Origin of the sequence: Rhizobium sp. S152 (assembly GCF_030380735.1) — a bacterium.
In the GTDB taxonomy this organism is placed as follows: domain Bacteria; phylum Pseudomonadota; class Alphaproteobacteria; order Rhizobiales; family Rhizobiaceae; genus Rhizobium.
In genome coordinates this window covers 247,780-272,438 of record NZ_JAUDRZ010000001.1, presented here as the reverse complement: position 1 = coordinate 272,438, position 24,659 = coordinate 247,780, and the positions used below count along the sequence as shown (strand labels likewise).

At 57.1% G+C, this 24,659-nt stretch carries 25 protein-coding genes; 11 read left to right on the top strand and 14 right to left on the bottom strand.

Annotated features, from left to right (window positions below):
* Positions 1 to 32: 32 nt before the first annotated feature.
* The 3 genes from QTL95_RS01270 to QTL95_RS01260 form a co-directional block, all read right to left on the bottom strand.
* Entirely contained in the window at positions 33 to 1,310 is a 1,278-nt protein-coding gene (locus tag QTL95_RS01270) for a polyhydroxyalkanoate depolymerase (protein ID WP_289718144.1), read from the bottom strand.
* A 204-nt stretch (positions 1,311 to 1,514) separates the two neighbouring features.
* Positions 1,515 to 2,357, bottom strand: a complete 843-nt coding sequence (locus QTL95_RS01265; RefSeq protein ID WP_289718143.1) for a fumarylacetoacetate hydrolase family protein — start codon at positions 2,355 to 2,357, stop codon at positions 1,515 to 1,517.
* 93 nt (positions 2,358 to 2,450) lie between these two features.
* Positions 2,451 to 3,404, bottom strand: a complete 954-nt coding sequence (locus tag QTL95_RS01260) for a glutathione S-transferase family protein (protein ID WP_289718142.1) — start codon at positions 3,402 to 3,404, stop codon at positions 2,451 to 2,453.
* 184 nt (positions 3,405 to 3,588) lie between these two features.
* On the opposite strand from QTL95_RS01260, the gene QTL95_RS01255 reads away from it, so the two are divergent.
* The gene (locus QTL95_RS01255; protein ID WP_289718141.1) at positions 3,589 to 4,182 is read left to right on the top strand and encodes a nitroreductase family protein; all 594 of its coding nucleotides are present in this window, start codon (positions 3,589 to 3,591) and stop codon (positions 4,180 to 4,182) included.
* A gap of 65 nt (positions 4,183 to 4,247) precedes the next feature.
* On the opposite strand, the gene gyrB is transcribed toward QTL95_RS01255, so the two are convergent.
* From gyrB to QTL95_RS01230, 5 genes are all read right to left on the bottom strand, one after another.
* Complete coding sequence (gyrB, locus tag QTL95_RS01250) at positions 4,248 to 6,683, bottom strand: DNA topoisomerase (ATP-hydrolyzing) subunit B (RefSeq protein WP_289718140.1); 2,436 nt, start codon at positions 6,681 to 6,683, stop codon at positions 4,248 to 4,250.
* Positions 6,684 to 6,816: 133 nt separating this feature from the next.
* Positions 6,817 to 7,194: a helix-turn-helix domain-containing protein gene (locus QTL95_RS01245; RefSeq protein ID WP_289718139.1), complete on the bottom strand. Its 378-nt coding sequence runs from the start codon at positions 7,192 to 7,194 to the stop codon at positions 6,817 to 6,819.
* Positions 7,191 to 7,751, bottom strand: a complete 561-nt coding sequence (locus tag QTL95_RS01240) for a Smr/MutS family protein (RefSeq protein WP_289718187.1) — start codon at positions 7,749 to 7,751, stop codon at positions 7,191 to 7,193. Before QTL95_RS01240 ends, QTL95_RS01245 begins: the two co-directional genes overlap by 4 nt.
* Complete coding sequence (mltA, locus tag QTL95_RS01235) at positions 7,751 to 8,866, bottom strand: murein transglycosylase A (protein ID WP_289718138.1); 1,116 nt, start codon at positions 8,864 to 8,866, stop codon at positions 7,751 to 7,753. The genes QTL95_RS01240 and mltA overlap by 1 nt, the downstream gene beginning before the upstream one ends.
* Positions 8,859 to 9,563: a Tim44/TimA family putative adaptor protein gene (locus QTL95_RS01230; RefSeq protein WP_289718137.1), complete on the bottom strand. Its 705-nt coding sequence runs from the start codon at positions 9,561 to 9,563 to the stop codon at positions 8,859 to 8,861. The genes mltA and QTL95_RS01230 overlap by 8 nt, the downstream gene beginning before the upstream one ends.
* 125 nt (positions 9,564 to 9,688) lie before the next feature.
* Between QTL95_RS01230 and QTL95_RS01225 the strand changes: the two genes are divergently transcribed.
* Together QTL95_RS01225 and secB are read left to right on the top strand one after the other, a co-directional pair.
* Complete coding sequence (locus QTL95_RS01225) at positions 9,689 to 10,186, top strand: FxsA family protein (protein WP_289718136.1); 498 nt, start codon at positions 9,689 to 9,691, stop codon at positions 10,184 to 10,186.
* Between the two features lie 96 nt (positions 10,187 to 10,282).
* Positions 10,283 to 10,759 carry a protein-export chaperone SecB gene (secB, locus tag QTL95_RS01220; protein WP_037181421.1) on the top strand — a complete coding sequence of 159 codons (477 nt, stop codon included), beginning with the start codon at positions 10,283 to 10,285 and terminating at the stop codon, positions 10,757 to 10,759.
* 55 nt (positions 10,760 to 10,814) lie between these two features.
* Here the strand turns inward: secB and dnaQ are convergent, their stop codons facing one another.
* Genes dnaQ through QTL95_RS01195 form a run of 5 tightly spaced genes read right to left on the bottom strand, consistent with a single transcriptional unit; the run spans position 10,815 to position 14,429 of the window.
* Positions 10,815 to 11,525, bottom strand: coding sequence for a DNA polymerase III subunit epsilon (gene dnaQ, locus QTL95_RS01215; protein WP_289718135.1), 711 nt, complete (start codon positions 11,523 to 11,525; stop codon positions 10,815 to 10,817).
* Complete coding sequence (gene coaE, locus QTL95_RS01210; protein ID WP_289718134.1) at positions 11,518 to 12,129, bottom strand: dephospho-CoA kinase; 612 nt, start codon at positions 12,127 to 12,129, stop codon at positions 11,518 to 11,520. Before coaE ends, dnaQ begins: the two co-directional genes overlap by 8 nt.
* Positions 12,129 to 12,986 (bottom strand): shikimate dehydrogenase, encoded by an 858-nt coding sequence (locus QTL95_RS01205; protein WP_289718133.1) that lies wholly within the window; start codon positions 12,984 to 12,986, stop codon positions 12,129 to 12,131. Before QTL95_RS01205 ends, coaE begins: the two co-directional genes overlap by 1 nt.
* Positions 12,979 to 13,578 (bottom strand): Maf-like protein, encoded by a 600-nt coding sequence (locus tag QTL95_RS01200; protein ID WP_289718132.1) that lies wholly within the window; start codon positions 13,576 to 13,578, stop codon positions 12,979 to 12,981. Before QTL95_RS01200 ends, QTL95_RS01205 begins: the two co-directional genes overlap by 8 nt.
* A gap of 29 nt (positions 13,579 to 13,607) precedes the next feature.
* Positions 13,608 to 14,429 carry a pyruvate, water dikinase regulatory protein gene (locus QTL95_RS01195; protein ID WP_289718131.1) on the bottom strand — a complete coding sequence of 274 codons (822 nt, stop codon included), beginning with the start codon at positions 14,427 to 14,429 and terminating at the stop codon, positions 13,608 to 13,610.
* Between the two features lie 404 nt (positions 14,430 to 14,833).
* Here QTL95_RS01195 and hemE point away from each other — a divergent pair, with 404 nt between their 5' ends.
* From hemE to QTL95_RS01155, 8 genes are all read left to right on the top strand, one after another.
* Entirely contained in the window at positions 14,834 to 15,868 is a 1,035-nt protein-coding gene (hemE, locus tag QTL95_RS01190) for a uroporphyrinogen decarboxylase (protein WP_289718130.1), read from the top strand.
* Between the two features lies 1 nt (position 15,869).
* Positions 15,870 to 16,406 carry a protoporphyrinogen oxidase HemJ gene (gene hemJ, locus QTL95_RS01185; RefSeq protein ID WP_289718129.1) on the top strand — a complete coding sequence of 179 codons (537 nt, stop codon included), beginning with the start codon at positions 15,870 to 15,872 and terminating at the stop codon, positions 16,404 to 16,406.
* A gap of 194 nt (positions 16,407 to 16,600) precedes the next feature.
* Positions 16,601 to 17,866, top strand: coding sequence for a transcription termination factor Rho (gene rho, locus QTL95_RS01180; RefSeq protein WP_112533159.1), 1,266 nt, complete (start codon positions 16,601 to 16,603; stop codon positions 17,864 to 17,866).
* A gap of 78 nt (positions 17,867 to 17,944) precedes the next feature.
* Positions 17,945 to 19,264 carry a tRNA uridine-5-carboxymethylaminomethyl(34) synthesis GTPase MnmE gene (mnmE, locus tag QTL95_RS01175; RefSeq protein ID WP_289718128.1) on the top strand — a complete coding sequence of 440 codons (1,320 nt, stop codon included), beginning with the start codon at positions 17,945 to 17,947 and terminating at the stop codon, positions 19,262 to 19,264.
* A 105-nt stretch (positions 19,265 to 19,369) separates the two neighbouring features.
* Positions 19,370 to 21,244, top strand: coding sequence for a tRNA uridine-5-carboxymethylaminomethyl(34) synthesis enzyme MnmG (gene mnmG, locus QTL95_RS01170; protein ID WP_289718127.1), 1,875 nt, complete (start codon positions 19,370 to 19,372; stop codon positions 21,242 to 21,244).
* Between the two features lie 24 nt (positions 21,245 to 21,268).
* Entirely contained in the window at positions 21,269 to 21,886 is a 618-nt protein-coding gene (rsmG, locus tag QTL95_RS01165) for a 16S rRNA (guanine(527)-N(7))-methyltransferase RsmG (protein ID WP_289718126.1), read from the top strand.
* Positions 21,887 to 21,904: 18 nt separating this feature from the next.
* A complete protein-coding gene (locus QTL95_RS01160) occupies positions 21,905 to 22,699 on the top strand; it encodes a ParA family protein (RefSeq protein ID WP_289718125.1) in 795 nt (264 codons plus the stop codon).
* A 30-nt stretch (positions 22,700 to 22,729) separates the two neighbouring features.
* Positions 22,730 to 23,614, top strand: a complete 885-nt coding sequence (locus QTL95_RS01155) for a ParB/RepB/Spo0J family partition protein (RefSeq protein ID WP_289718124.1) — start codon at positions 22,730 to 22,732, stop codon at positions 23,612 to 23,614.
* 6 nt (positions 23,615 to 23,620) lie between these two features.
* On the opposite strand, the gene holA is transcribed toward QTL95_RS01155, so the two are convergent.
* Positions 23,621 to 24,655 (bottom strand): DNA polymerase III subunit delta, encoded by a 1,035-nt coding sequence (holA, locus tag QTL95_RS01150; RefSeq protein WP_289718123.1) that lies wholly within the window; start codon positions 24,653 to 24,655, stop codon positions 23,621 to 23,623.
* Positions 24,656 to 24,659 lie beyond the last annotated feature (4 nt).

The following is a 24,659-nucleotide window of genomic DNA, read 5'->3' as shown; positions in this document are numbered from 1 at the left end:
TGAAATGAATTATCTAATTCAGCATTCGCTAACTAGGCGGATTTTCCGCCCTTTATCACCCGCTTGACGCCGGGCTTGCCCGAGCGGGCGTGCTCGCGCGTGAAGGCGACGATGCGCGGGGCAATCTCGCGGCGGAAGCGCGAGCCGTTGAATACGCCGTAGTGACCGACATCGGGCTGCAGGTAATGCATGCGCTTGTTGTCGGGGATATTCACGCACAGCGTCTGAGCGGCCTCCGTCTGTCCGACGCCAGAGATGTCGTCATTTTCGCCCTCGACAGTGAGAAGCGCGACATTGCGGATCGCCGCGGGATCGACGAGCTTACCGCGGTGAACCAGTTCGCCCTTCGGCAGCGCGTGCTTGATGAAAACCTGATCCACGGTCTGCAAGTAGAACTCAGCCGTCAGATCCATGACCGCCAGATATTCGTCGTAGAAATCACGGTGCTTCTCTGCCGGCTCGCCGTCATTCTTCACGAGGTGCATGAAGAACTCCTTGTGGGCGACAACATGCCGATCAAGGTTCATGGACATGAAGCCGGAGAGCTGCAGAAAGCCGGGATAGACCGGCCGCATAAAGCCCGGCTGCGGCCACGGAACGTTCATGATGACATTGTCGGCAAACCATTGAAGCGGCTTGTCCTTTGCCAGCTGATTGACGGCAGTCGGATTGATACGCGTATCGATCGGCCCGCCCATGAGCGTCATCGAGGATGGCGAGAACGGGTCATTGGCTTCTTCCATGACCGCCGCAGCGGCAAGAACCGGAACCGAGGGTTGACAGACCGCAACGACATGGGTGTCGGGACCGAGGAAATGCAGCATCTCGATGACGTAGTCGACATAATCGTCGAAATCGAACGTGCCATCCGTCATCGGCACCATGCGGGCATCGATCCAGTCGGTGATGTAGACGTCGGCGCTCGGCAACAAAGCCTCGACCGTGCCGCGCAGCAGCGTGGCGTAGTGGCCGGACATCGGCGCGACCAGGAGAATTCTGGGGTCCGGGCCGTGATCGCGCGCGGTATTTCGGGCGAAATGCAGGAGGTTGCAGAAAGGTCTCGACCAGACGATCTCCTCGCGCACCGCGACCTCGCGACCTTCGATCACCGTCTGCTTGAGATCGAACGACGGCTTGCCGTAGCGACGCGTGGTGCGCTCGAACATTTCGAGGCTTGCAGCCATCGTTCGGCCCAGGGGTGTCTGCGACATCGGGTTCAGCGGATTGGCATAGGCAAGGCGCATCACGTCCGCCATGGCCCGAAATGGTGCCATTGCCGCGTGATTGAATTCATAGAGCTGATAAAACATGAGATGCGCCACCTTTCTCCCGGCCGGACGATGACACCGCTTGAAAGGCATCGAAATCGTTCCAACGACGTGCTGGCATCTCAACGCACAGTAACAGGTTTTTGTTGCACAGCAACATTCGTGGTCCGCACCGCAAAAAGAAATGCCGGAGATAATATCCCCGGCATGATGGTGTGCTTCGGACGTTAAAGCTCGAGAAACAACTTAGCTATCGGCCAAGAATGTCTGCTTCTGGATTCCGAGACCTTCGATACCGAGTTCCACGACATCGCCGGCCTTCAGGAACCGCGGCGGCTTCATTCCCATGCCGACACCCGGAGGCGTTCCCGTCGAGATCACGTCGCCCGGATGCAGCGACATGAACTGGCTGAGATAGGAAACGACATGCGCGATGCCATAGACCATCGTTTTCGATGAGCCGTTCTGCATGGTCTCGCCATTGACCTTCAGCCACATGCTGAGGTTTTGTGGATCGCTGATTTCGTCCTTGGTGACCAGCCAAGGGCCAATCGGGCCGAAGGTGTCGCAGGACTTTCCCTTTGTCCATTGGCCTGCACGTTCCGTCTGGAAAGCGCGCTCGGATACGTCGTGCGAAACACAATAGCCGGCAACATAATCAAGCGCCTCAACTTCGCTGACGTATTTTGCCGTCTTGCCGATGACGACGCCGAGCTCCACTTCCCAGTCGGTCTTCTCGGAGCCTCGCGGGATAAGGACGTTGTCGTTCGGCCCGACGATCGCGGACGTCGCCTTCATGAAGATGACCGGTTCCGGCGGAACGGTCGCACCGGTTTCGGCTGCATGATCGGAGAAGTTCAGGCCGATGCAGATGAATTTGCCGGTTCCGGCCACGCAAGCGCCGATGCGGCCAGCAGAAAGCTCCGGCAGGCTCTTCGGATCGAGCGTGGCGAGCTTCGCCAAGCCGGCCGGCGAGATCGCTTCGCCGGCAATATCCGCAACATGAGCGGACACATCGCGGATCTTTCCCTCCGAATCCAGTAGCGCCGGCTTTTCCTTGCCAACCTCTCCAACACGCATGAGCTTCATTGAACGTCCTCCTGGCATAAGCGAATGATGATCACCTATGAACGAATTATTCACGGGTGTCATTACGGGTTTTTGCGTCGGCGGTACGCCGTGTCAGAAAATCTCCAAGAGATCAGGGCCGAGGGGTACGATGCGTGTCGGGTTCAGGCTTTCGATCGAGTAGTAGCCTCGCTTGATATGGTCGATATTCACCGTTTCGGCGATGCCGGGCCAGTCGAGCATGCGGCGGCAGAAAGCGCGCAGGTTCCTGTAATCCGACAGCCTGCGCAGATTGCACTTGAAGATGCCATGATAGGCCACGTCAAAACGAACCAGCGTTACGAAGAGGCGGATATCGCTTTCGGTGGGATGATCGGCAAACAGGAAAGGTTTTCCTTCCAGTTGCGGCTCGATCCAGTCCAGGCATTCGAAAACGCCGGTAAATGCTTCCTCGTAAGCCAGTTGGGTTGTTGCGAAACCGGCGCGATAGACCCCATTGTTGAGGCTCGGATAGATCCGCTCGTTGAAAGCATCGATCTCCGCGCGACGCGGCTCTGGATAGAGATCGATCGTATTTGTTGCGAGATCGCCGAAGCCGTCGTTCATCATCCGCAGAATGTCCGAGGATTCGTTGTTGACGATCGTCTGGCGCCGTTTGTCCCATAGAACCGGTACCGTGGCGCGGCCGGTAAACGTGCGGTCCGCGCTCGTGTAGATCTGGTGCATGTAGGTTGCGCCCTGCAGGTGATCCTGCGTGGCGCCGGTGTAGTCGCCGAACCGCCATCCCTGCTTGGTCAGGGCGGGCTCGACGACAGAGATCGATATCGCTTCTTCCAACCCTTTCAGCTTCCGGCCGATAAGGGCGCGCGACGCCCAGGGGCAGATATAGGCAACGTAGAGATGATAACGGCCGGGCTCCGCCTTGAAGCCTCCGTCACCCGTCCGGCCAGCGCTGCCGTCAGGGGTGATCCAGTTGCGGAAGCTCGAAGTCTGGCGCACGAAGCCGCCTTTTTCATCCTTGGCCTGCACCGGCTGCCAATCTTCCGTCCACTTGCCGTTTACGAGCAACGCCGCTCTCCTATCTCAATGACATGGGGCGGACTTCTAGCGTGCTTTCGTGCGCGCGGGAGGCCACATTTCTTGAAACAGACTGTGCACCGTCTGCCGTGAACGAGGTTCGATATCCGCCATCGAAATTTTCGGAAAGCGCGATATCATTTGATTTCAACATTCTAGAACAGCCGGAAGAACCATGACGAAGAGCAACAGCCGCGAATCCCAATATCCGATCGAACCGCTTTTCCTTGACCGGTGGTCTCCTCGCGCCTTCACGGGCGAGGCTATCGAAGAGGCTACGCTGCTCAGCATGCTGGATGCGGCGCACTGGGCACCCTCCTCCGCCAACCAGCAGCCCTGGCGCTTTATCTATGCGCTGAAGGGATCGAACGATTGGGACAAGTTCGTCGCGCTGCTCGTTGAGTCTAATCAGGAGTGGGCCAAGAACGCCTCGGCCCTGATCTTCGTGGTCTCGAAGGGTTTCAACGGTGATTTTTCCGAAGGGCGCAAGAGCTACACGCATTCCTTCGACGCCGGCACGGCCTGGGGCTACCTGGCGCTGCAGGCGAAGCTCTCCGGTTTCTACGCCCACGGCATGGGCGGCATCGAGCATGAGAAGATCAAACGGACCTTCGATATTCCCGAGGGCTACCGCGTGGAAGCCGGCATTGCGGTGGGCCGCCTTGCCGACAAGAGCGTCCTGTCGGAACACAATCAGGAACGTGAGTTTCCGAGCCAGCGCAAACCGCTCTCGGAAGTCGCGTTCAAGGGCCAGTTCATAGCCGGCTGACCAGAAGCAAAAATCCCCACGACGCTGACGTCGTGGGGATTTTGAAATTGGCAGTCTGGGCTTCGTCAGATATCCAGATTGGCGACGCTGAGCGCGTTTTCCTGAATGAATTCTCGGCGCGGTTCGACCTCATCGCCCATCAGGCGGGCGAACAGACCATCCGCATCCGTCGCGTCGGCCACCTTGACCTGCAACAGCGACCGGACGTTCGGATCGAGTGTCGTCTCCCAGAGCTGCTCGGCATTCATCTCCCCGAGCCCCTTGTATCGCTGCATGGTCAGACCCTTGCGGCCGCTGGCGAAGACCGCTTCGAGAAGCGCGCGGGCACCGGAGATTTCCAGCTGACCTTCGCGGCGCGAGAGCGTCGGTGGCGTCTGGTATATTTCCTTTAGGCGCGACGACAACTGATCGATCTGGCGCGCATCCTGCGAGCCGATCAGTGCCATGTCGAGAACGACGACTTCCTTCACGCCGCGAACCATGCGCTCGAGGCGCAGGCCGCCCTCGCTCGTCAAACCGCCTTCCCAACCGCGTTCTGTTTCTTCCGCGATAATATCGAGACGTCTGGCGACTTCGGCGACGAGCTCTTCCGCTCGGCCAGGGTTGCTTACCGCCTCGGCGTTGAGTGCGCCGGCAATTGCCGCCTGCTCGACGACCGCCCTGTTGTAGCGCGAATGCAGATTGTCAAGCAGTGCGCGCAAACGCAGCGCATCGACAATCACCTCGCGCAGATCCTGCCCGACCCGGACTTCGCCGCTGCCGAGCTTCAGCGCGGCATCGTCGAGCCCCTGGGCGATGAGATATTCCTCGAGCGCCTTTTCGTCCTTCAGATACTGGATCGATTTGCCGCGCGACACCTTATAGAGCGGCGGCTGGGCAATGTAGATGTGACCACGCTCGATCAGTTCCGGCATCTGGCGGAAGAAGAAGGTCAAGAGCAGTGTTCTGATGTGGGCGCCGTCGACGTCGGCATCCGTCATGATGATGATCTTGTGATAGCGCAGTTTGTCGGCGTTAAATTCGTCCTTGCCGATGCCAGCCCCAAGCGCGGTAATCAGCGTGCCTATTTCGGCGCTCGACAGCATTTTGTCGAAGCGCGCGCGCTCGACGTTCAGGATCTTGCCGCGCAGCGGCAGGATCGCCTGGTTTTCACGCGAGCGCCCCTGCTTGGCCGAACCGCCTGCGGAGTCACCTTCGACGAGAAAGACTTCGGACTTGGCCGGATCGCGCTCGGAACAATCGGCAAGCTTGCCGGGCAGCGAGGCGATGTCGAGCGCACCCTTGCGGCGGGTCAGTTCCCGTGCCTTGCGGGCAGCCTCGCGGGCGGCGGCGGCCTCAACCACCTTGCCGACGAGAATCTTCGCTTCGGTCGGATGCTCCTCAAACCATGTGCTCAGCGCCTCATTGACGAGATTTTCGACAACCGGCCGGACCTCAGAAGAAACAAGCTTGTCCTTGGTCTGTGACGAGAATTTCGGATCGGGAACCTTGACCGAAAGGACAGCCGACAAGCCTTCGCGGCAGTCTTCCCCCTGAAGGCTGACCTTTTCCTTCTTGGTGATGCCGGAGCTATCCGCATAGGACGTCACCTGACGTGTCAGCGCCGCGCGGAAGCCGGCCATATGCGTGCCGCCATCGCGCTGCGGAATGTTGTTGGTGAAGCACAGCACGTTCTCGTGGTAGCTGTCGTTCCACCACATCGCAACTTCGACGGTGATGCCATCCTTCTCGCCACGAATGGCGACCGGCTGATCAACAAGCGGTTTCTTGGCACGGTCAAGATAGCGAACGAAGGCTTCTAGGCCGCCATCATACCGAAGCTCCTCCTGCTTGATGTCGGAATGACGCTTGTCGGTCAGCAGAATGCGGACGCCGGAATTCAGGAAGGCAAGCTCGCGCAAGCGGTGTTCGAGCGTGTTGTAATCATATTCCGTCATGGTGAAGGTTTCGGGGCTCGCAAGGAAGGTTACTTCCGTTCCCGAGCGTCCTTCGTAGTTTCCGATCACCGCCAACGGCGCATCCGCAACGCCATGCGTGAAACCGATCTCGTGAAGCTTGCCATTGCGACGGATACGAAGTTTCAACCAAAGCGAGAGCGCATTGACAACCGAGACGCCGACGCCGTGCAGACCACCCGAAACCTTGTAGGAGTTCTGGTCGAACTTGCCACCGGCATGGAGCTGGGTCATGATCACTTCGGCAGCCGAAATACCTTCGCCGCTATGAATATCGGTCGGGATCCCGCGACCGTTATCGGTGACGGTGACGGAGCCATCGGCGTTCAACGTCACGGTAACGATATCCGCATGGCCGGCCAGCGCTTCATCGATGGCGTTGTCGACGACTTCGTAGACCATGTGATGCAGGCCGGAGCCGTCGTCGGTGTCGCCGATATACATGCCCGGGCGCTTGCGGACTGCGTCGAGCCCCTTCAGGACCTTGATCGAGTCTGCGCCATATTCGGTGCTAACGCCGTTTTCCGTCGCGGGTGTATCGGTCATATTGTCGAGAATTTCCCTGTTGTCGAAGCCGGTTCAAGACTTGCGAATCACCGGCCATATCCACGTCAGAATATAGGGTTTTTGGTTTGACTTCCCAATGGCAGCGCCTGCAAATGCGGCATAAAACAGGGGATTATGACCCTTTTCCGTCCGCTTTGACGGCATTTTCCAAAACCGCCGTGAGTTGAGCCAATGCAGCGCTGTCAAGATGGCGAATCCGGCCCGCCAGGAGATTTGCAAAGGCGGTGTGTTCGGGCGACATTCCCGATGTATCGACAACAACTTTCGGGTCCGAAAAGCGAGCCAGAAGGAAGAGCTCTTCGGCTTCGTCCCAGATGATGTTGAAGTATCCGGCAATGCGCTGCAGCAGGTCGAAACTCGGCATGCCGCGCTGTCCATGCTCCAGCGCGGAAAGGTAGGCTGGAGACACATTCAAGGCTGCAGCCATCTGTTTCTGCGACACCCCCTTGCGCGCCCGCAACTTGCGAATGGCTTCACCGAACGGCGTCAAAGTGGATCCCCGTGACGCCGGGCGAGACGGATATAGAGGGCGCCCTCGCCACCGTGATGCTGCGCCGCAGTCTCGTATGATGAAATCAGGAAGCGGAACTCCGGCTTCGAGAACCACATCGGCACTGCCCGCTTAAGGGCGCCTTCGCTGCCGAGCGAGCTACCCTTGCCAGTGATGACGAGAACGTGTCGCATGCCGCGCTCATGCGCGCGCATCAGGAAATCGAGCAGCATGACGTGCGCTTCGCTCTGCACGAGCCCATGAAGGTCGATGCGCGCTTCGAGCGCCACATGGCCTTTCGCGATCTTTCGTTTGACAGGTCGTTCCAGCGGATGATGAACACCGGACGTTTGCTTCGGCTTGGGAGACGGAGGTTGGGCGGCGACGTTTGCGACGGGCCTATTCGCCAGCGCTTTGTCAATTTCGACTTCCGCCTCGTTCAAGAAGGCATCGATCTCGCTTAACTGATCTTTTTTGCCGGGCATGGGTCGCGTGCTGCGGGCAACCTTGCCCCAGAGAATTCTTTCATCCGTGCTGAGCTTACGATCCCGCACCATCAACGGAACCTCGCGGCTGCGGCATTGGGAATCAGTATGGTAAAATCTGCGTCGTGGCGAACGGTGCCGGCTCGCTCACCGGCCAGCTCGCCAGAGCCGGTGAATATGTCGCCTCGGGCCGGACCGACAATGGCCGAGCCGGTATCGAGTGCGAGCATCAGCCTTTCGAAGGGCTTGCCGCCGTCGAGATGGCGAAGTTCTTTCGAGCGGATAAAAAATGGAAAGCCAAAGGTGTGGATCAGCCGGTCGACGGCGAGCGATCGTCCCGCGATGAGCGGCACCTTCGCGGCCGCAATCGGACCATCGTCAAGGCCTGTCTCAGCCTCACGAAAGAATATGTAGGACCGATTGTGCCAGAGGACCTCATCGACCTCGTCGGGATGGTCAGCCAACCATGCGCGGATCGACTGCATCGAAATCACCGACCGGTCGATCTCACCGCGCTCTATGAGCAATTTTCCGATCGCCGAAAACGGATGGCCGGCCTTGGCGGCGTAGGTGATGCGGCCAATGCTTCCGTCGCGATAACGCAGCCGGGCAGCGCCTTGCACATGCACGAAGAAAACGTCAACTTTCGACTTCGCCCAGGCGATTTCCAGCCCAAGCCCGGCAAGTGCTCCCTGATCGATTTCGCGGCGGTCTGGATAGGCATCGATCACGCCATCGCGGCTCCGGCCAAAAACATAGCCGGATTCCAATTGAGCCGGACGGTTGGTGTTGTCGAGATCAATGAGATCACTAGGGCGGCGATAGAAAGGATAATTGTATTCCTCGTCCCGCATTGCCGATACCGCGATCTCAGGTTCGTAGAATGCCGTGACAAAGCCCGGATCGCCACCAGCACGGAGGATGCGGAATGGCCGACAGTGAGTTTCGAAGAAAGACCTGGCGTCCGCCGCAGAGCCCATCTTGGCCTCACCTGCCGCGTGCAACAGTGGCAGAAGGTCCTGCGCGGTCAATCCCAGCGTACCGGCGCGATATGGCTTCGTGCCCTCGATGTACCTGCAGCAGGCTTCCATGGTTTCAAAAAGGCTGGAGGGATCATCATCCCTCCAGCCTTTCAGCTCATCGAAGCTTGTTTCCCGAAGGGCGAAGCCCTCTCTTTCGTCACTCATGTTCCGATTCGGTGGCCACGAGTTTCCAGTTCGGATCACGCGACCGCGTGTCCCGCGCGAAGGTCCAGAGGTCATTGACCTCAGCCACACTCTCCGCATCGCCATCGACCAACTTATCGTCACGGTCATAGGTCGCCGAAATCAACTGGCTGGCGATCCGCAGCGTGATCTGGGCCTCGCTGCCCTTTACCTCGACATTGGTGATCTCTGCCTTCTCGATGCCGACGAAGGTCGACTTGACCTTCTCGCCTTTTGACTCGCGATCGGCGATCGCGGCGTCGAAGCCATCATAGACTTCCTTGGACAACAGGTTCTTCAGTGTCTTGCGGTCACCGTCGGCGAAGGCCATGACGATCATCTCGTATGCCATCCGGGCGCCATTGATGAATTCCTTCGGCGTGAAGGAGGGATCGGCCTTGTTCATTTCGCGCAAGGAATCGTTGAGCGGCGTGCCGACTGGAGCGAAGGCATCGATCGCGGCGAAGCGATCTTCCTCTTCGCCGGCGGCATCACGACGGGGCAACGTGACGACTTTGCCGGCATCGGGACCTTCGGGACCGACTGCATCGCGAGGGGTGTAAAGATCGCGCGGCGGCTTCTCATTTCCCGTACGACGACCGAGGACGCTGCGAAGCTGCAGAAAAATCAGCACCGCCGCCACGAGAAAAAACAATGTGATGAAGTCGTTTGAGCCCATATCCCCGCCGTAAAGCCGTTAACATCCCTGATTTGTACTCCCATATAGTCTGCCTATACAGATGATTCAAATGGGTCGGCCAAAACGGCCGCCGCAACGGAGCCCGGCAACCCCGGGAGAGACACATGCGCCTTACAATGCTGCCTGCCTTCATCCTTCTTATGCCGCTTGCGGAAATCGCGGGTTTTGTCGTTGTCGGAAAGATGATCGGCTTATGGCTAACGCTGGCCTTGGTCCTGCTCAGCTTCATTGCCGGAATGACACTGCTGAGGCGCCAAGGCATCGGCATCCTGCGCCGCATGCAAGCGGAAGGTCAAAGCGGTGCGCTGCCTGGTCGCGAATTGCTTCGCCCGGCGATGTTCGTTATCGCCTCACTGTTACTGATCATTCCCGGCTTCATCACCGACATCATCGCCATCCTGATGTTCATTCCGCCGGTGCGGGATCTGGCATGGCGCTATATCAGCCGGCGCTTCGTCGTCGTGGGCTCGAAGGGAGGCTTTACGGCATCGTCTCGGCCCGGTCGGCAGAGCGATCCCAAGGTCGTCGATCTAGATGAAGAGGATTACCGGAGGGAGCCGGATGGAAAATCACCATGGTCGGGAAAACACCTCGGAGATTAAGCCTATCGTGCCTGCCGTCCCGCTGGGCGCCAGGGTTGTAACCCATTGCTCAAAATGATAGATGCGGCACAATCCAAAGCCCTCGAGGAAAAGCCCATGGCCAACGAAGACGACAACAACGGCGCAACGAGCCCCAGCCTTACCATTCTTGCGCAGTACACCAAGGATCTCTCTTTCGAAAATCCGGGTGCGCCGCGTTCGCTCCAGGCTCGCGACAAGGCTCCGGCCATCAACATCAATGTCAACGTGAACGCCAATCCGCTGTCGGACACGGATTTCGACGTGGTTCTGTCGTTGAACGCCGAAGCCAAGGATGGCGACAAGACGGTTTTCCATACGGAGCTGGTTTATGGCGGCGTTTTCCGCATCGCCGGTTTCCCGCAGGAGCACATGCTGCCGGTTCTCTTCATCGAATGCCCGCGCATGCTCTTCCCGTTTGCTCGCCAGATCATCGCAGACGTCACGCGTAACGGTGGCTTCCCGCCGCTGATGATCGACCCGATCGATTTTTCGCAGATGTTCGCGCAGCGCGTAGCTGAAGAACAGACGCGTGCCAAGGTTCAGGCGAACTAAGCTTTCGCCAATTTATGAGACCTGATGGAAGTGCCCGGGCGAAGCCCGGGCATTTTTAGTTTGGCAGATCGTATTTTGCCCAGATGCCCTTCTGACCGAGCTTGGCGATCAGGGCGTCATGAGCCTGCTGCTCGCCTTCGCTCAAGCGTGCCGGCAGAGGCCGGGGTCGTTCCATCGATTCCAGGATGATCTCCTCGACGAGATCCTCCTCGCCTGCGGTCTTGCTGGAAGCGACACCGAGGCCGAGCGCTGTCTGCCGGCCGCCGATCATCTCGATATAGACTTCGGCCAGAAGTTCGGAGTCGAGAAGCGCGCCGTGTTTGGCACGGTGCGAATTGTCGATGCCGTAGCGCCGGCAAAGCGCATCGAGCGAGTTCGGGCCCATCGGATGCTTGCGACGCGCCAGCGACAATGTGTCGGTTACCCGTTCCGGCAAGATCGGCGGCATGCCGAGACGCGCAAGCTCCGCGTTGATGAAGCCCATATCAAAGGTCGCGTTGTGGGCGATCCACTTGCCGTCGCCGAAGAAGTCGATGATCTCCTGCACGACGTCGCTGAACGAAGGCTTGTCCTTCAGGAACTCGTCGGTAATGCCATGAACCGCCAGCGCGTCGGCATGGACCTTCTGGTCGCCAGGATTGATGTAGATGTGGATGGTGCGGCCAGTCGGGAAGTGATTGATCATCTCGACCCCGCCGATCTCGATGATACGATCGATGCGGTTGTCCAGTCCGGTGGTTTCCGTATCGAAGATGATTTCACGCATTCCGGAAATCTCCCTTGGCGAGCCGCGATTTCAGATCGGCAATTATTTCTTGAACACGCTGCCTGGCAGCTTCCTTGCTATGCCCGGTGTCGACCAGATAATCGGCGCGCGCCCGCTTCAAGGCATCCGGCGTCTGGCGCGAGAGAATCATACCGAATTTTTCTTCCGTCATGCCCGGGCGCGCAAGCACCCTGTCTCGTTGAATCTGTGGATCGCATGTTACGACCACGACAATATCAACCCTCGTATCCGCACCCGTTTCGAACAAGAGTGGGATGTCGAGGACGACCATCTCGGCGTCGGCATCAGTTTGCTGGCGGATAAACTCGTCTTCCCGCTCCCTGACCAGAGGATGGACGATTGCCTCCAGGCGTTTGAAGCCGTCGGGCTTGAGCGTGAGCTGGCGGCTAAGTTCCTGCCTATCAACAGCACCGTCTTTTATCGTGCCGGGAAAGACTTCGTCGATTAGCGGCGCAGCCTTTCCAGAATAAAGAGCATGGACGACAGCATCGGAATCATTGACCGGCACGCCAGCGGCGGCGAAAAATCCCGCCGTCGTCGATTTTCCCATCCCGATCGATCCCGTCAGTCCGATCTTGAGCATCAGTGCTTTTCCATATCCGCGATGATCAAAGCCCGCAGCGTTTCATCGACGAGTGGGCGCTGTCCGAACCACTTCTCGAAGCCGGGGACTGCCTGATGCAGGAGCATGCCCAGTCCGTCCACGGTCGGGAAACCTTGCTCCTCGGCCTGGACCAGGAACGGCGTCTTCAGGGGAACATAGACAATGTCGGTGACCACGGCGCCGGAGAGTAGCGGCGAGAAGTCGAGCCGCGGCGCTTCCTCGCCATCCATGCCGAGCGAGGTCGTGTTGACGAACAGGCCCGCGCCGCTCATGACTTCGGTGAGCGCTTCCATCGGATGTGCTTGAACGACGGCACCGAAGCGATCGGCGAGCTCACGCGCTCGAGCAACTGTTCGGTTGATGAGATGAATTTCCTTGAAGCCACGATCGCGTACGGCCTGGATGACAGCACGGCTGGCGCCGCCGGCGCCCAGGATCACAGCGGATCGCGCCCTGTCCCAACCCGGGTGTCGCTCATCGAGATTGGCGGTGAAGCCGCGACCATCGGTATTGGTCGCATGCAGTCTACCCTCTTCCACCCACAGGGTGTTCGATGCGCCCAGCTCCTGCGATAGCTCGTCCGGCTGATCAGCCAGCTTGAACGCGATCTCTTTATGCGGGATCGTGACATTGCCGCCGATGAAGCCGGAGCGACCGTCTTTCAAGGTCTGGAGAAAGTCAGGAAAGTTCTCCGGCGCGACCTCGTGGGCTCGGTAAGACCCTTGAATGCCGAGCGTTTTCAACCAGTGTCCGTGGATTATCGGCGACCGTGAATGCTTGATCGGGAAGCCGGTGACGAAGGCATGGCGCCCAAGTGTTTCACGTGAATCATCCATCGATAGCACCAAGCTCCCTCAGTTTTTCAAGCAGCGGCAGCATCGGGAGCCCGATGATGGTGAAGTAGTCGCCGTCGATTTTCGAGAACAACTGCAACCCCTCCCCTTCAAGCTGATAGGCGCCAACGCTAGACATCGCCCTATCTCCCACACGCGCGAGATGCCTGGCAATGAATTCGTCGCTGAGGTCGCGCATCGTCAGATTCGCATGCGACACATGTTGCCAGATGATTTGACCGTTTTGTACGAGTGCGATGGCGCTATTCAGGCGATGCGTGTTGCCCGAAAGAAGCCGCAGGTGATTTGCTGCGTCGGCCATATCTTTCGGCTTATGAAAAGTCCGATTTCTCAGCGACATCGTCTGATCGGAGCCGATAATGATCGCATCGGGAAAGCGGCGGCTGACTTCGCTCGCCTTCTCGGTTGCCAAGACGATCGCGACGGCATCCGGTGTGGAACTGACGTTCTCCAAACGAGACTCAATGGCGCGCTCGTCGATATCGGCCGCATGCGCTTCGAAGGAGAGACCTGCATTCTCCATAAGCATACGCCGAAATGGACTTGCGGAGGCGAGAATGATCTTGGTCGTCATACGAAAGCCCTTGAATTGACCCACTGCGCTTAACGCAGCTTGGGACGAAGAGCAACGATTGCGGCCGCCGTCTCCTCGATTGACCGTCGCGTCACGTCTATGAGCGGCCAGTTATGACGGGCGCAAAGCGAGCGGGCGTATTTCAGTTCTTCGGAAATCGCCGCACGATCGGTATATTGACCGCGATCAAACCCGGGCGTCGCCCCGAGCACGCGATTTTCGCGGACTTGCGAAATCCGGTCCGTCGTCGCGATCAGGCAGACCACCAACGGCTTGACCACCGAGAAAAGATTCTCCGGAAGAGGCACACCATAGACGATCGGAATATTGGCGGTCTTGATGCCGCGGTTTGCGAGGTAGATGCTGGTCGGCGTTTTCGAGGTGCGGCTGATACCTATGATGACGACGTCGGCTTCCTCGTAGTCCTCAGGCATTTGGCCGTCGTCGTGATCCATCGTGAAATTGAGTGCTTCTATGCGGGCGAAATAGCCCGCGTTCATCACATGCTGTGCGCCCACCCGTCGGCGTGACGGCGCCCCCAGGTAGATCTGGAAAGCATCGATTACCGGCTCGAGCACATTGACGGAAGCAACCCCCATCTCGGCGCAACGCTGATCGATCAATGTCGCAAGCTCACGGTCGACAATCGTGTAGAGCACGATGCCCGGCTCGCTATCGATGGCTTGGAGAACCTGCAGCAGCTGCTTTCGATTGCGGATCAGCGGATAGACGTGCTCGATCGGCTGCGCAGCCTTGAATTGCGCGGACGCGGCTCGTCCAGCGGAGATGAGAGTCTCGCCGGTTGAGTCAGAAATCAGATGCAGATGGAAGAAGTTCGGTCTGTTCTCCACGCTATTTTCCGCTGCCTGTTGAAAACACTGGACAGCGGAGAGCTAAGGGACCGGCCGAGGGTAAGGCAAGGGAAAACATGCCCGGTTTTCCACAATTCGGATTTCGCGAAGGGCCTCTCATGGCGGTCTGTTGGCTTTGTGGAAAAAGCTATCCAGCTCTACGTGCGTTCACAGCTTTTCCACAGAAGGAGGACCGACGCTGCATCTCCGATCCATTTGGAATCGCTTCGCCTTTTTGAATATTCCACACAGATTTTCTATCGAGCAAAAATTCTGAGCTGGAAATGAATGGCAGACGCGACAATTGGTGTCGGGTGTGGATGGATTTTAATCCTTGATAGAAACAGACTCTAAGAAATAGAAACCTTTTAAAATATCTTTGTATTTTTATAGGGAAGACGAGTGTGAGCGAAACGCGCCGGAAAATCATGAGTGTCTTGAACGGCGAGACGCTGAGCCCTCCCCCGATCTGGCTTATGAGACAAGCTGGACGGTACCTTCCGGAATACCGGGAAGTGCGCGCCAAGGCCGGAAGCTTTCTCGATCTCTGTTATACGCCGGACTACGCAGTCGAGGTGACGCTTCAGCCGATCCGTCGCTATCGCTTCGATGCCGCCATCCTCTTTTCGGACATTCTTGTCATTCCCGATGCGCTGAAGCGGAACGTCCGTTTCACGGAAGGCCATGGGCCGGAAATGGATCCGATCGACGAGGCGGGCATCGCTGCGCTGGATACAAATGCCGTCATGGATCACCTTAGGCCGGTGCTGGAGACGGTTTCGAGACTTCGTAAGGAGTTACCGGTAGAAACAACCCTGCTTGGCTTCTGTGGCGCTCCCTGGACCGTCGCGACCTATATGATTGCCGGCCATGGCACCCCAGACCAGGCCCCGGCACGGCTGTTCGCCTACAGGCATCCAAAGGCCTTCGAAGCATTGCTGTCGTTGCTGGCAGATATCTCCGCCGACTACCTAATTGCTCAGATCGACGCGGGCGCAGACGCCGTGCAGATTTTCGATTCCTGGGCGGGCGTCCTAGGGGAACGAGAATTCGAGGCTTTCGCCGTCAGGCCTGTGGCGCGAATGATCGCGTCGATCAAGACAAGGCGGCCGCAGGCCCGCATTATCGCCTTTGCGAAAGGTGCGGGCTATCTTCTCAAGGATTACCGGCAAAAGACGAAGGCGGATGCGATCGGGCTGGATTGGTCTGTGCCGCTTGCCTTCGCCGCCGAGCTGCAGAAAGACGGACCGATTCAGGGTAATCTCGACCCGATGCGGGTTGTCGCCGGCGGTGGGGCGCTTGAGGATGGCATCGATGCCATTCTCGATCGGCTGGGCGCAGGACCTCTGATCTTCAACCTCGGGCACGGTATCACGCCACAGGCGGATCCCGAGAATGTCAGACTGCTTGTCGAGCGCGTTCGCGGCAGGAGCGGTTGACATGGAGAAGCAGATCGACGCAAGGCCCGGTGCCTATGCCCGCCGCCGCGCCAACTTCGCCATCGCCTTTTTTGTCGTTCTGGCGGCCGGCCTGTTTATCTGGCAGCCGGACAACCTCTATCTCTGGATCAAGGCGCTTCACATCATTGCAGTGATCGCCTGGATGGCTGGGCTGTTTTATATGCCGCGGCTCTTCATCTATCACACCGACGCAGAGCCTGGTTCCGTGCAGTCCGAGACCTTCAAGGTGATGGAGCGCCGGCTTTTGAAAGTGATCATGAATCCGGCGATGATGCTGACCTGGATTTTCGGGCTTTATCTCGCTTGGTCGGTCTATGGATTTCAGGGCGGGTGGCTGCACGCCAAGATCGGGCTTGTCGTGCTATTGACCGGGGTTCATATCTTCTTCAGTCGGGCTGTGCGGGCATTCGAGCGAGATGAAAACACGCGCTCAGCGCGCTATTGGCGGTTCATGAACGAGGCCCCAACCCTGCTGATGATCCTGATCGTCATCATGGTTGTCGTGAAACCTTTCTGAACGTGAGGAGCCGCCGGGTTAAATTTGCTTCATTTTAAGCAGCCCCCTTGCGGCGGTGCACCTTACTCGCTATTTTCGCGTCATCTCATCCTTATGGCATGTTTGTAAACTTCAATCGTCTGCGAGCACTTCGCGGGACCGGTTACAACCTCGACATCGCCTTTTCCCTTAAAATACAGAGTAATGGTCACTTCATGGCTGAAATGAAGCTTCAAGAACTTAAAAGTAAGTCTCCGACGGATTTGCTGGCTTTCGCCGAATCGCTCGAGGTTGAAAACGCGAGCACGATGCGCAAGCAGGAACTGATGTTTGCGATCCTCAAGGAGCTCGCCAGCCAGGATGTCGAAATCATCGGCGAAGGTGTTGTTGAAGTCCTCCAGGATGGCTTTGGTTTCCTTCGTTCTGCTAACGCGAACTATCTGCCGGGTCCTGACGACATCTATATCTCACCGTCGCAGATTCGCCGTTTCTCGCTGAAGACCGGCGACACGGTCGAGGGGCCGATTCGCGGGCCGAAGGAAGGCGAGCGCTATTTTGCGCTGCTAAAGGTCAACACCATCAATTTCGACGATCCGGAAAAAATCCGTCACAAGGTTCATTTTGACAACCTGACGCCGCTCTATCCAAACGAGCGTTTCCGTATGGAGCTCGATGTTCCCACCAACAAGGATCTCTCCTCGCGCGTCATCGACCTGGTGGCGCCGCTGGGTAAGGGACAGCGCGGCTTGATCGTTGCACCGCCGCGCACTGGTAAAACCGTTTTGCTGCAGAATATCGCGCACTCGATCACCGCGAATCATCCGGAATGCTATCTTATTGTTTTGCTCATCGATGAGCGTCCGGAAGAAGTCACGGACATGCAGCGTTCCGTTCGCGGTGAAGTCGTTTCGTCGACCTTCGACGAACCGGCTGTTCGTCACGTGCAGGTCGCCGAGATGGTCATCGAAAAAGCCAAGCGCCTCGTCGAACACGGCCGTGACGTCGTTATTCTCCTCGACTCCATTACTCGCCTCGGCCGCGCCTATAACACAGTCGTGCCGTCCTCCGGTAAAGTTTTGACGGGTGGTGTCGATGCGAACGCTCTCCAGCGTCCGAAGCGCTTCTTCGGCGCTGCACGCAATATCGAGGAAGGCGGCTCGTTGACCATTATCGCAACGGCGCTGATCGACACAGGCAGCCGCATGGATGAAGTCATTTTCGAAGAGTTCAAGGGTACCGGCAACTCCGAAATCGTGCTCGACCGCAAGGTCGCCGACAAGCGCATCTTCCCCGCCATGGATATTCTGAAGTCCGGCACGCGTAAGGAAGACCTTCTTGTTCCGCGTCAGGACCTCCAGAAAATCTTCGTGCTTCGTCGCATCCTGGCACCGATGGGCACCACTGACGCGATCGAATTCCTTATAGACAAGCTGAAGCAGACAAAGAACAATCCCGACTTCTTTGAATCGATGAACACCTAGTCCGTTAGCCGGATTCTATTTTTAAAGCCGGCCTAGTGGCCGGCTTTTTCGTTTACTGTTTCACAAGGCAGCAAGAGTATGACGCCCACAAGCGAAACAATTTACGCATTGTCCAGTGGTACATTGCCAGCAGGCGTCGCGGTTGTCCGTTTGAGCGGATCGGGTGTCGGTCTTGCGCTAAAACAGTTGATTGGTGACGATGCGCTATCGCCTCGCCATGCCGCGTTAAAAACGATTCGGACTCGTAACGGTGAGGTTCTGGATAAAGGATTGATCCTCTTCTTTCCCGGGCCGGGCTCGTTTACCGGTGAAGATGTCGCGGAACTCCACCTTCACGGTGGCCGCGCGGTTGTTGAGGCCCTCTATCGAGAACTCGCCGGTATTCCAGATTTTCGAAGGGCGGAACCTGGAGAGTTCTCTCGACGTGCGTTTGAAAACGGCAAGCTCGATCTTGTCGAGATTGAGGGGCTAGCAGACCTCATTGCTGCCGAAACGGAGATGCAGCGGCGACTTGCGGTAGAGCAATCGACAGGTGGCCTCTCAGGGCTTTACGACGGATGGGCGAAGCGGCTGACCCGTGCCCGCGCATTGATAGAGGCAGAGCTCGATTTCGCGGACGAAGACGATGTCCCCGGGTCCGTTTCCGATCAGGTATGGGCAGACATGGCGGTGCTCAGGCAGGAAATATACAAACACCTTGCCGAGGCCGAGATGGGCGAGATAATCCGTGACGGCTTCAAGGTGGTGATAGCTGGAGAACCAAACGCTGGGAAGTCCACCCTAATGAACGCATTGGTGAAACGCGAAGTAGCAATCGTAACAGATATTGCGGGCACTACACGGGACGTTCTCCAGGCAAACATTAGCATTGACGGCTGCCTCGTTAAGCTGTTCGATACTGCTGGTCTGCGAGAGACGCTGGAGCCTGTTGAGCGGGAAGGTATCCGTCGGGCTCAGCTCGCGATTGAGGATGCGGATCTTGTCCTGTTTGTCGAGGACATTTCGCTGCCGGCGCCGATGACTGATCTTATCGTGGACAACGCCATAGTTATAGGAACGAAGGCAGATCTTCCCCGCTGCAGTCGGCGCCAGTATGATCTTTTGGTTTCAGCGGAGGAAAGTACCGGGCTTGATCGCCTTCGCGCGATTATTGGAGATCGTCTCAAAGATAAGGTTCATCCTCATTCAATGGCGATAGCAAGCCGCGAGCGGCATAAAGATTCGCTTTCGAAATGTCTTTCCGCTGTCGAAGCAGCTCTCGAGGACGAGTTGGTCGGCCTAGACGTACGTGCTGAAGAACTCAGAGCGGCATCTGATGCGCTTGGTCGCGTGACCGGGCGCGTTGACGTCGAGAATCTCCTGGATGTTATATTTGGTGAGTTCTGTATCGGCAAATGATTCACGTGAAACATATCGCCATGGCGAGCGGCGCTCCGTTTCACGTGAAACGCCTTGACTCCATCGAGCACTTCGACCATCACCTAGCAATCCTAGGAGTATACCATGAACAGCTCACGCTTTGATGTCATCGTCATCGGCGGCGGACACGCTGGCTGCGAGGCAGCTGCGGCCGCGGCGCGTTACGGCGCGAAGACTGCTCTTGTCACGCATCGTCGTGATACGATCGGCGTAATGTCGTGCAATCCAGCGATTGGTGGGCTGGGCAAGGGTCATCTTGTTCGCGAGGTCGATGCTCTCGACGGGCTCATGGGTCGCGTCGCTGACGCGGCAGGTATCCAGTTCCGGATGCTCAATCGCAAGAAGGGTCCGGCGGTTCGCGGTCCTCGGACGCAGGCTGACCGGAAACTATATCGTCAGGCGATGTTGGCGGAGATCGAGGGGATCGCAAACCTAACCGTTATTGAGGGCGATGCCTTTGACCTCAAGATTACAAATGGCTCCGTTTCTGGCGTTACCATGAAAGATAGCCGGATTCTTTCTTGCGGTGCCGTCGTCCTGACGAACGGTACATTCTTGCGCGGACTGATTCATATTGGCGATCAAAAGGTCGATGGGGGCCGCGCGGGCGAAGCACCATCGGTTGGCCTTTCTCAGACCTTGCTTGGTCTTGGCCTGCGTTTGGGCCGACTAAAGACTGGAACGCCTGCGCGTTTGAATGGGAGCACAATCGATTGGATGAGCGTCGGACGTCAGGGCGCTGATCCTGATCCTGTTCCCTTCTCTTTCATGACCGATGCCATCTTGAACCCGCAGATCGATTGTGGCGTTACGCGAACAACCGAAGCCACCCACAAGATTATCGTTGACAACATCAAACGCTCCGCGATGTATTCGGGTCAGATCGAGGGCGTCGGCCCGCGCTATTGCCCGTCAATCGAGGATAAGCTGGTAAAGTTTGGCGAGCGGGATGGGCATCAGGTGTTTCTTGAGCCTGAAGGGCTTGATGATAATACCGTCTATCCGAACGGTATTTCGACCTCCCTGCCCGCTGACGTTCAAGAAGATTTCATTCGCACTATTCCAGGACTCGAGCGCGTCGAAATTTTGCAGCCTGGTTACGCCATCGAATACGATCATGTCGATCCGCGAGAGCTCAAGCCCTCGCTTGAAGTCAAGAGGATGGATGGACTGTTTCTGGCGGGCCAGATTAATGGTACAACTGGCTATGAGGAGGCCGCAGCGCAAGGCTTGGTCGCGGGTCTCAATGCTGCACGCCGTGCGGGTGATCAGGAAGCCGTGCGCTTCAGCCGCACTGATTCCTATATTGGGGTCATGATCGATGATCTTACGTCACGAGGTGTTGCTGAGCCGTATAGGATGTTTACGTCGAGGGCAGAGTACCGACTGTCGCTTCGGGCAGATAACGCCGACGTGCGCCTTACGCCGTTGGCAATCAACATTGGTTTGGCATCTTCAGCTCGCCGGCTTCGCTTCGAAAGATACAAGCACGATCTTGATGCCGGCAGCGGCATTTTGAAGTCGCTACAAGCGACCCCGAGTGAAGCGCGTCGTGCCGGCCTCCGGTTGAATCTGGATGGCCAAAGGCGCTCGGCATATGAACTTTTGTCCTATCCTGATCATAGCTTCACTGATTTGCATCGTATTTGGCCAGAGCTGGAGGCGATCGCGCCTTCAGTCGCTGACGCGTTGGAAATTGAGGCAAACTACGCAGTCTACATGCAGCGTCAGCTGTCCGACATCGAACAAGTGAAGCGTGATGAGAATCGATTGATACCAGAGAATTTCGACTTCGATCTCCTGTCTGGCCTGTCAAACGAACTTAAGCAAAAGCTTCGCGCGTCAAAACCCCATGACGTGTCACAGGCGACAAAGATTGATGGCATGACCCCTGCCGCTATTTCCCTGCTCTTGGTTCATTTGCGTCGCTCCGAACCAGGCGCAGCGAAAATCGCTTAGTTACAATGTAAGAGAGTCCTCGATATGGATTTGAACGGCCGGCGTGTTTCACGTGAAACACAGGAGCGCCTGGAGCATTTTGTAGCCCTGTTTCAAAAATGGGCAAAATCAATCAACCTGACGGCGCCGTCCACCATTTCCGACGCCTGGAAGCGGCATATTGCGGATAGTGCCCAGATTTTCCAGCTGCAGCAGCAGCCCGCACATTGGACGGATCTTGGCAGTGGTGGCGGCTTCCCTGGGATCATAACCGCTATCTTTCTTGCGGAGACGAAGGACGGATGGGTCGATCTCGTCGAAAGCAACAACAAGAAGGCTGCCTTTTTGCGTACGGCTCTCCGCGAGACGGGCGCGCGGGGAACCGTTCACGCGTTGCGAATTGAGGACGCGCCAAGCGTTATAAAATCCGTTGATTTGGTTTCAGCTCGTGCCTTGGCCGAGTTAGACAAGCTTTTTCATTTCATCCAACCATGGGCAGAAGAGAATGGTGCGCTTAAATCCATGCTGCATAAAGGCCGGGATTACCGGCGGGAACTGGATAAAGCGCATGGTAGCTGGAGCTTTGATCTGGTAGAACATCCCAGTGCCGTTGAGCAGGACTCGGTGATCCTCGAGATCTCGAATCTCCGGCGCTTGGTCTAACGTATCGGATCTTTATCGATGGCTGGCGAACGAAATCGAATTATCACAATTGCTAACCAAAAGGGTGGTGTCGGCAAGACGACTACGGCGATCAATCTCGCAACTGCTCTTGCTGCGATTGGTGAGCGAGTGTTGATTGTTGACCTTGATCCTCAGGGGAATGCCAGCACCGGACTTGGGATTGATCGAAGGAATCGGCTGCTTTCCTCCTATGATCTGTTGATTGGAGATCATAGTATCGAGGAAGTGGTGCAACAAACGGCAGTGCCGAACCTCTTCATTGTGCCATCCACGATGGATCTACTCGGGATCGAAATGGAGATTTCGCAGCAAAGCGACCGGGTGTTTAAGTTGCGATCGGCCCTGACGCAAGAGGAGGCTTATCGATTTTCTTATATACTTGTCGATTGCCCCCCATCATTCAATCTTCTGACAATGAATGCGATGGCGGCCGCACATTCCGTTTTGGTCCCGTTACAGTGTGAGTTCTTCGCCCTGGAGGGCTTGAGCCAGTTGTTGGAGACGGTTGATCAGGTGCGTCGGACCGTAAATCCCACGCTCGATATTCAAGGGATCGTGCTTACTATGTTCGACTCTCGAAACAATCTTGCGCAACAGGTGGTGAGCGATGTTCGGACACATCTTGGTGAAAAGGTGTATCATACACTGATACCGCGCAATGTCCGTGTTTCGGAGGCGCCTTCCTATGGGAAGCCTGCGATCCTTTACGATCTGAAATGCGCGGGCAGCCAGGCCTATCTGCAGTTGGCGTCCGAGGTTATCCAGCGCGAGCGCCAGCGCCTTGCGGCTTAACGACGGCTTTTTATCGTAGAGAATAAAGATATGAGTGATGACATTGCAAAGAGAAGACTAGGGCGTGGCCTGGCTGCGCTCATCGGCGAGATGGATCAGCCTACGCCGGTCAATGTCGAAAAGCCCAGCGTCAGCGCTGACAGGACGATACCGATCGAGTTTGTTTCTCGCAATCCTCGCAATCCCCGCCGTACGTTCGACGACGGTGAACTTCACGATCTGGCCAGTTCTATTCGACAACACGGGATCGTGCAGCCAGTGGTCGTCCGTACATTGGGCGTAAGCCAATTTGAAATAATAGCCGGCGAAAGACGTTGGCGTGCGGCACAGCTGGCGGGTCTTGTCGAGATACCCGTGATCGTGCGTGATGTCGATGATAAGACCGCGTTGGAAATTGCGATCGTCGAGAATGTTCAACGTTCGGACCTCAATCCGCTGGAAGAAGCACTTGGGTATGAACAACTTATCGCAGAGTACGGCTATACGCAGAACGATCTGGGTGAAATTATCGGCAAGAGCCGTAGCCATGTCGCGAATTCGCTTCGGCTACTGAAGCTTCCAGAGCCCGTCCGAGATCTTCTCTCTGCTGGAACGCTCTCGGCCGGACATGCTCGTGCTCTGGTCCCGACGTCGGATCCGGCGAGCCTCGCCCGAACTATCGTTTCCAAGGGGATGTCCGTACGCGATGCTGAGCGTCTCGCTCAGAACGACATCAAGGCGCAATCGGAACCCCGGCCGGCGGCGCCTGCTCAAAATCAGAAGGATTCTGATACGCTGGCGCTTGAGCGGACGCTGTCTGATGCGTTGGGGTTGGAAGTTGCTATCAATCACAAGGCATCGGGTGGTCAGATTCGCATTTCCTACAAGTCTCTGGAACAACTGGAAGAGATCTGCCGGCTCCTTGAGAGGCGCTAGATGTCGTTAACGCCTTGCCGATTGGAGCGTCGTCGATAGGAGTGTCTGTAGCGCGATCGTATCTTCCATCGACGAGCGTTTTCGGGACTGCAGGATTGCAGCCTGTAGTCTGTTCGTTTCGCGTGCCACCGCATCCGCCGACCAAGTGCGTAGAGCTTGCTCAATAATCGGCTTACGCCGGAAATGTAGATGGCGGGCCATCGTCTGCATTACCTGTCCGGGCTGCAGGCGCTTCTCCTCCATCTCAGCGCGCATCGAGTCTATGAGCTGAAACTGTTTAAGACAGGCTTGCAAGACGAGAAAAATGGCCGTCTTAGAGGAGATGATTTTCTGCATGGCATGCAGAAAACTTCCACTGTTGCCACTAAGTACGGCATCAACGGCGTCGTCCACCGAGATGGCGCTTGCGTCACCGATGATGTCGATGACGTGCTGCTCCTCGATCGTTTCCTGACCGCGACAATAGAGAGCAAGCTTTCGCACTTCGTTGCGAGAAGCAATACGATCGCCGCCAATCAATTCGACCAAAGCCTGCCGTGCAGCCGGAGTTATACGCAAGCCCGCTTCCGACAGCTCCACGTCAATAAGCGCATTCAACGCCCGGCCGTCGTCTGCATAACAGGCAATCGTCGCGACGCTACGTGCCGGCTCCGCGATCTTGCGAAGCAGCGAACCCTTCTTCAGATCGCCAGCTTCCACGATGATGTATGTTGCTTCTGGCGGGTTTCCAGAGAGAATTTGCAGGGAATCAACGAGATATTTCTCGTTTGCCGCCCCTCTGATCCAGATTAGCTTGTCGCCGCCAAACAGACCGAGAGCGCCTGCTTCGTCCAGCAGCCGGCCCTGGTCCTTCTGCAGATCAGTGACATCAAGTTTTATCAGTGAAAATGGGTCGGCTAGCGCCACGCCGGTCTTGGCGGCTATTTGCCCCGCGCGCTCCGAGACGAGCCCTCGATCGGGCCCGTAAATGACAAACAGTCGGTAATTGCGGGCGGATCTTTCGAGGAAGCCGTCGAACTCGTGGGACTTGATTTCCGCCACGCAT

Excerpts from the sequence above, each read along its gene's own strand:
- QTL95_RS01270 (WP_289718144.1), bottom strand. The coding sequence starts at position 1,310 with ATGTTTTATCAGCTCTATGAATTCAATCACGCGGCAATGGCACCATTT.
- QTL95_RS01265 (WP_289718143.1), bottom strand. The coding sequence starts at position 2,357 with ATGAAGCTCATGCGTGTTGGAGAGGTTGGCAAGGAAAAGCCGGCGCTA.
- QTL95_RS01255 (WP_289718141.1), top strand. The coding sequence starts at position 3,589 with ATGACGAAGAGCAACAGCCGCGAATCCCAATATCCGATCGAACCGCTT.
- gyrB (WP_289718140.1), bottom strand. The coding sequence starts at position 6,683 with ATGACCGATACACCCGCGACGGAAAACGGCGTTAGCACCGAATATGGC.
- QTL95_RS01240 (WP_289718187.1), bottom strand. The coding sequence starts at position 7,751 with ATGGTGCGGGATCGTAAGCTCAGCACGGATGAAAGAATTCTCTGGGGC.
- mltA (WP_289718138.1), bottom strand. The coding sequence starts at position 8,866 with ATGAGTGACGAAAGAGAGGGCTTCGCCCTTCGGGAAACAAGCTTCGAT.
- QTL95_RS01230 (WP_289718137.1), bottom strand. The coding sequence starts at position 9,563 with ATGGGCTCAAACGACTTCATCACATTGTTTTTTCTCGTGGCGGCGGTG.
- QTL95_RS01225 (WP_289718136.1), top strand. The coding sequence starts at position 9,689 with ATGCGCCTTACAATGCTGCCTGCCTTCATCCTTCTTATGCCGCTTGCG.
- secB (WP_037181421.1), top strand. The coding sequence starts at position 10,283 with ATGGCCAACGAAGACGACAACAACGGCGCAACGAGCCCCAGCCTTACC.
- dnaQ (WP_289718135.1), bottom strand. The coding sequence starts at position 11,525 with ATGCGTGAAATCATCTTCGATACGGAAACCACCGGACTGGACAACCGC.
- coaE (WP_289718134.1), bottom strand. The coding sequence starts at position 12,129 with ATGCTCAAGATCGGACTGACGGGATCGATCGGGATGGGAAAATCGACG.
- QTL95_RS01205 (WP_289718133.1), bottom strand. The coding sequence starts at position 12,986 with ATGGATGATTCACGTGAAACACTTGGGCGCCATGCCTTCGTCACCGGC.
- QTL95_RS01200 (WP_289718132.1), bottom strand. The coding sequence starts at position 13,578 with ATGACGACCAAGATCATTCTCGCCTCCGCAAGTCCATTTCGGCGTATG.
- hemJ (WP_289718129.1), top strand. The coding sequence starts at position 15,870 with ATGGAGAAGCAGATCGACGCAAGGCCCGGTGCCTATGCCCGCCGCCGC.
- rho (WP_112533159.1), top strand. The coding sequence starts at position 16,601 with ATGGCTGAAATGAAGCTTCAAGAACTTAAAAGTAAGTCTCCGACGGAT.
- mnmE (WP_289718128.1), top strand. The coding sequence starts at position 17,945 with ATGACGCCCACAAGCGAAACAATTTACGCATTGTCCAGTGGTACATTG.
- mnmG (WP_289718127.1), top strand. The coding sequence starts at position 19,370 with ATGAACAGCTCACGCTTTGATGTCATCGTCATCGGCGGCGGACACGCT.
- rsmG (WP_289718126.1), top strand. The coding sequence starts at position 21,269 with ATGGATTTGAACGGCCGGCGTGTTTCACGTGAAACACAGGAGCGCCTG.
- QTL95_RS01160 (WP_289718125.1), top strand. The coding sequence starts at position 21,905 with ATGGCTGGCGAACGAAATCGAATTATCACAATTGCTAACCAAAAGGGT.
- QTL95_RS01155 (WP_289718124.1), top strand. The coding sequence starts at position 22,730 with ATGAGTGATGACATTGCAAAGAGAAGACTAGGGCGTGGCCTGGCTGCG.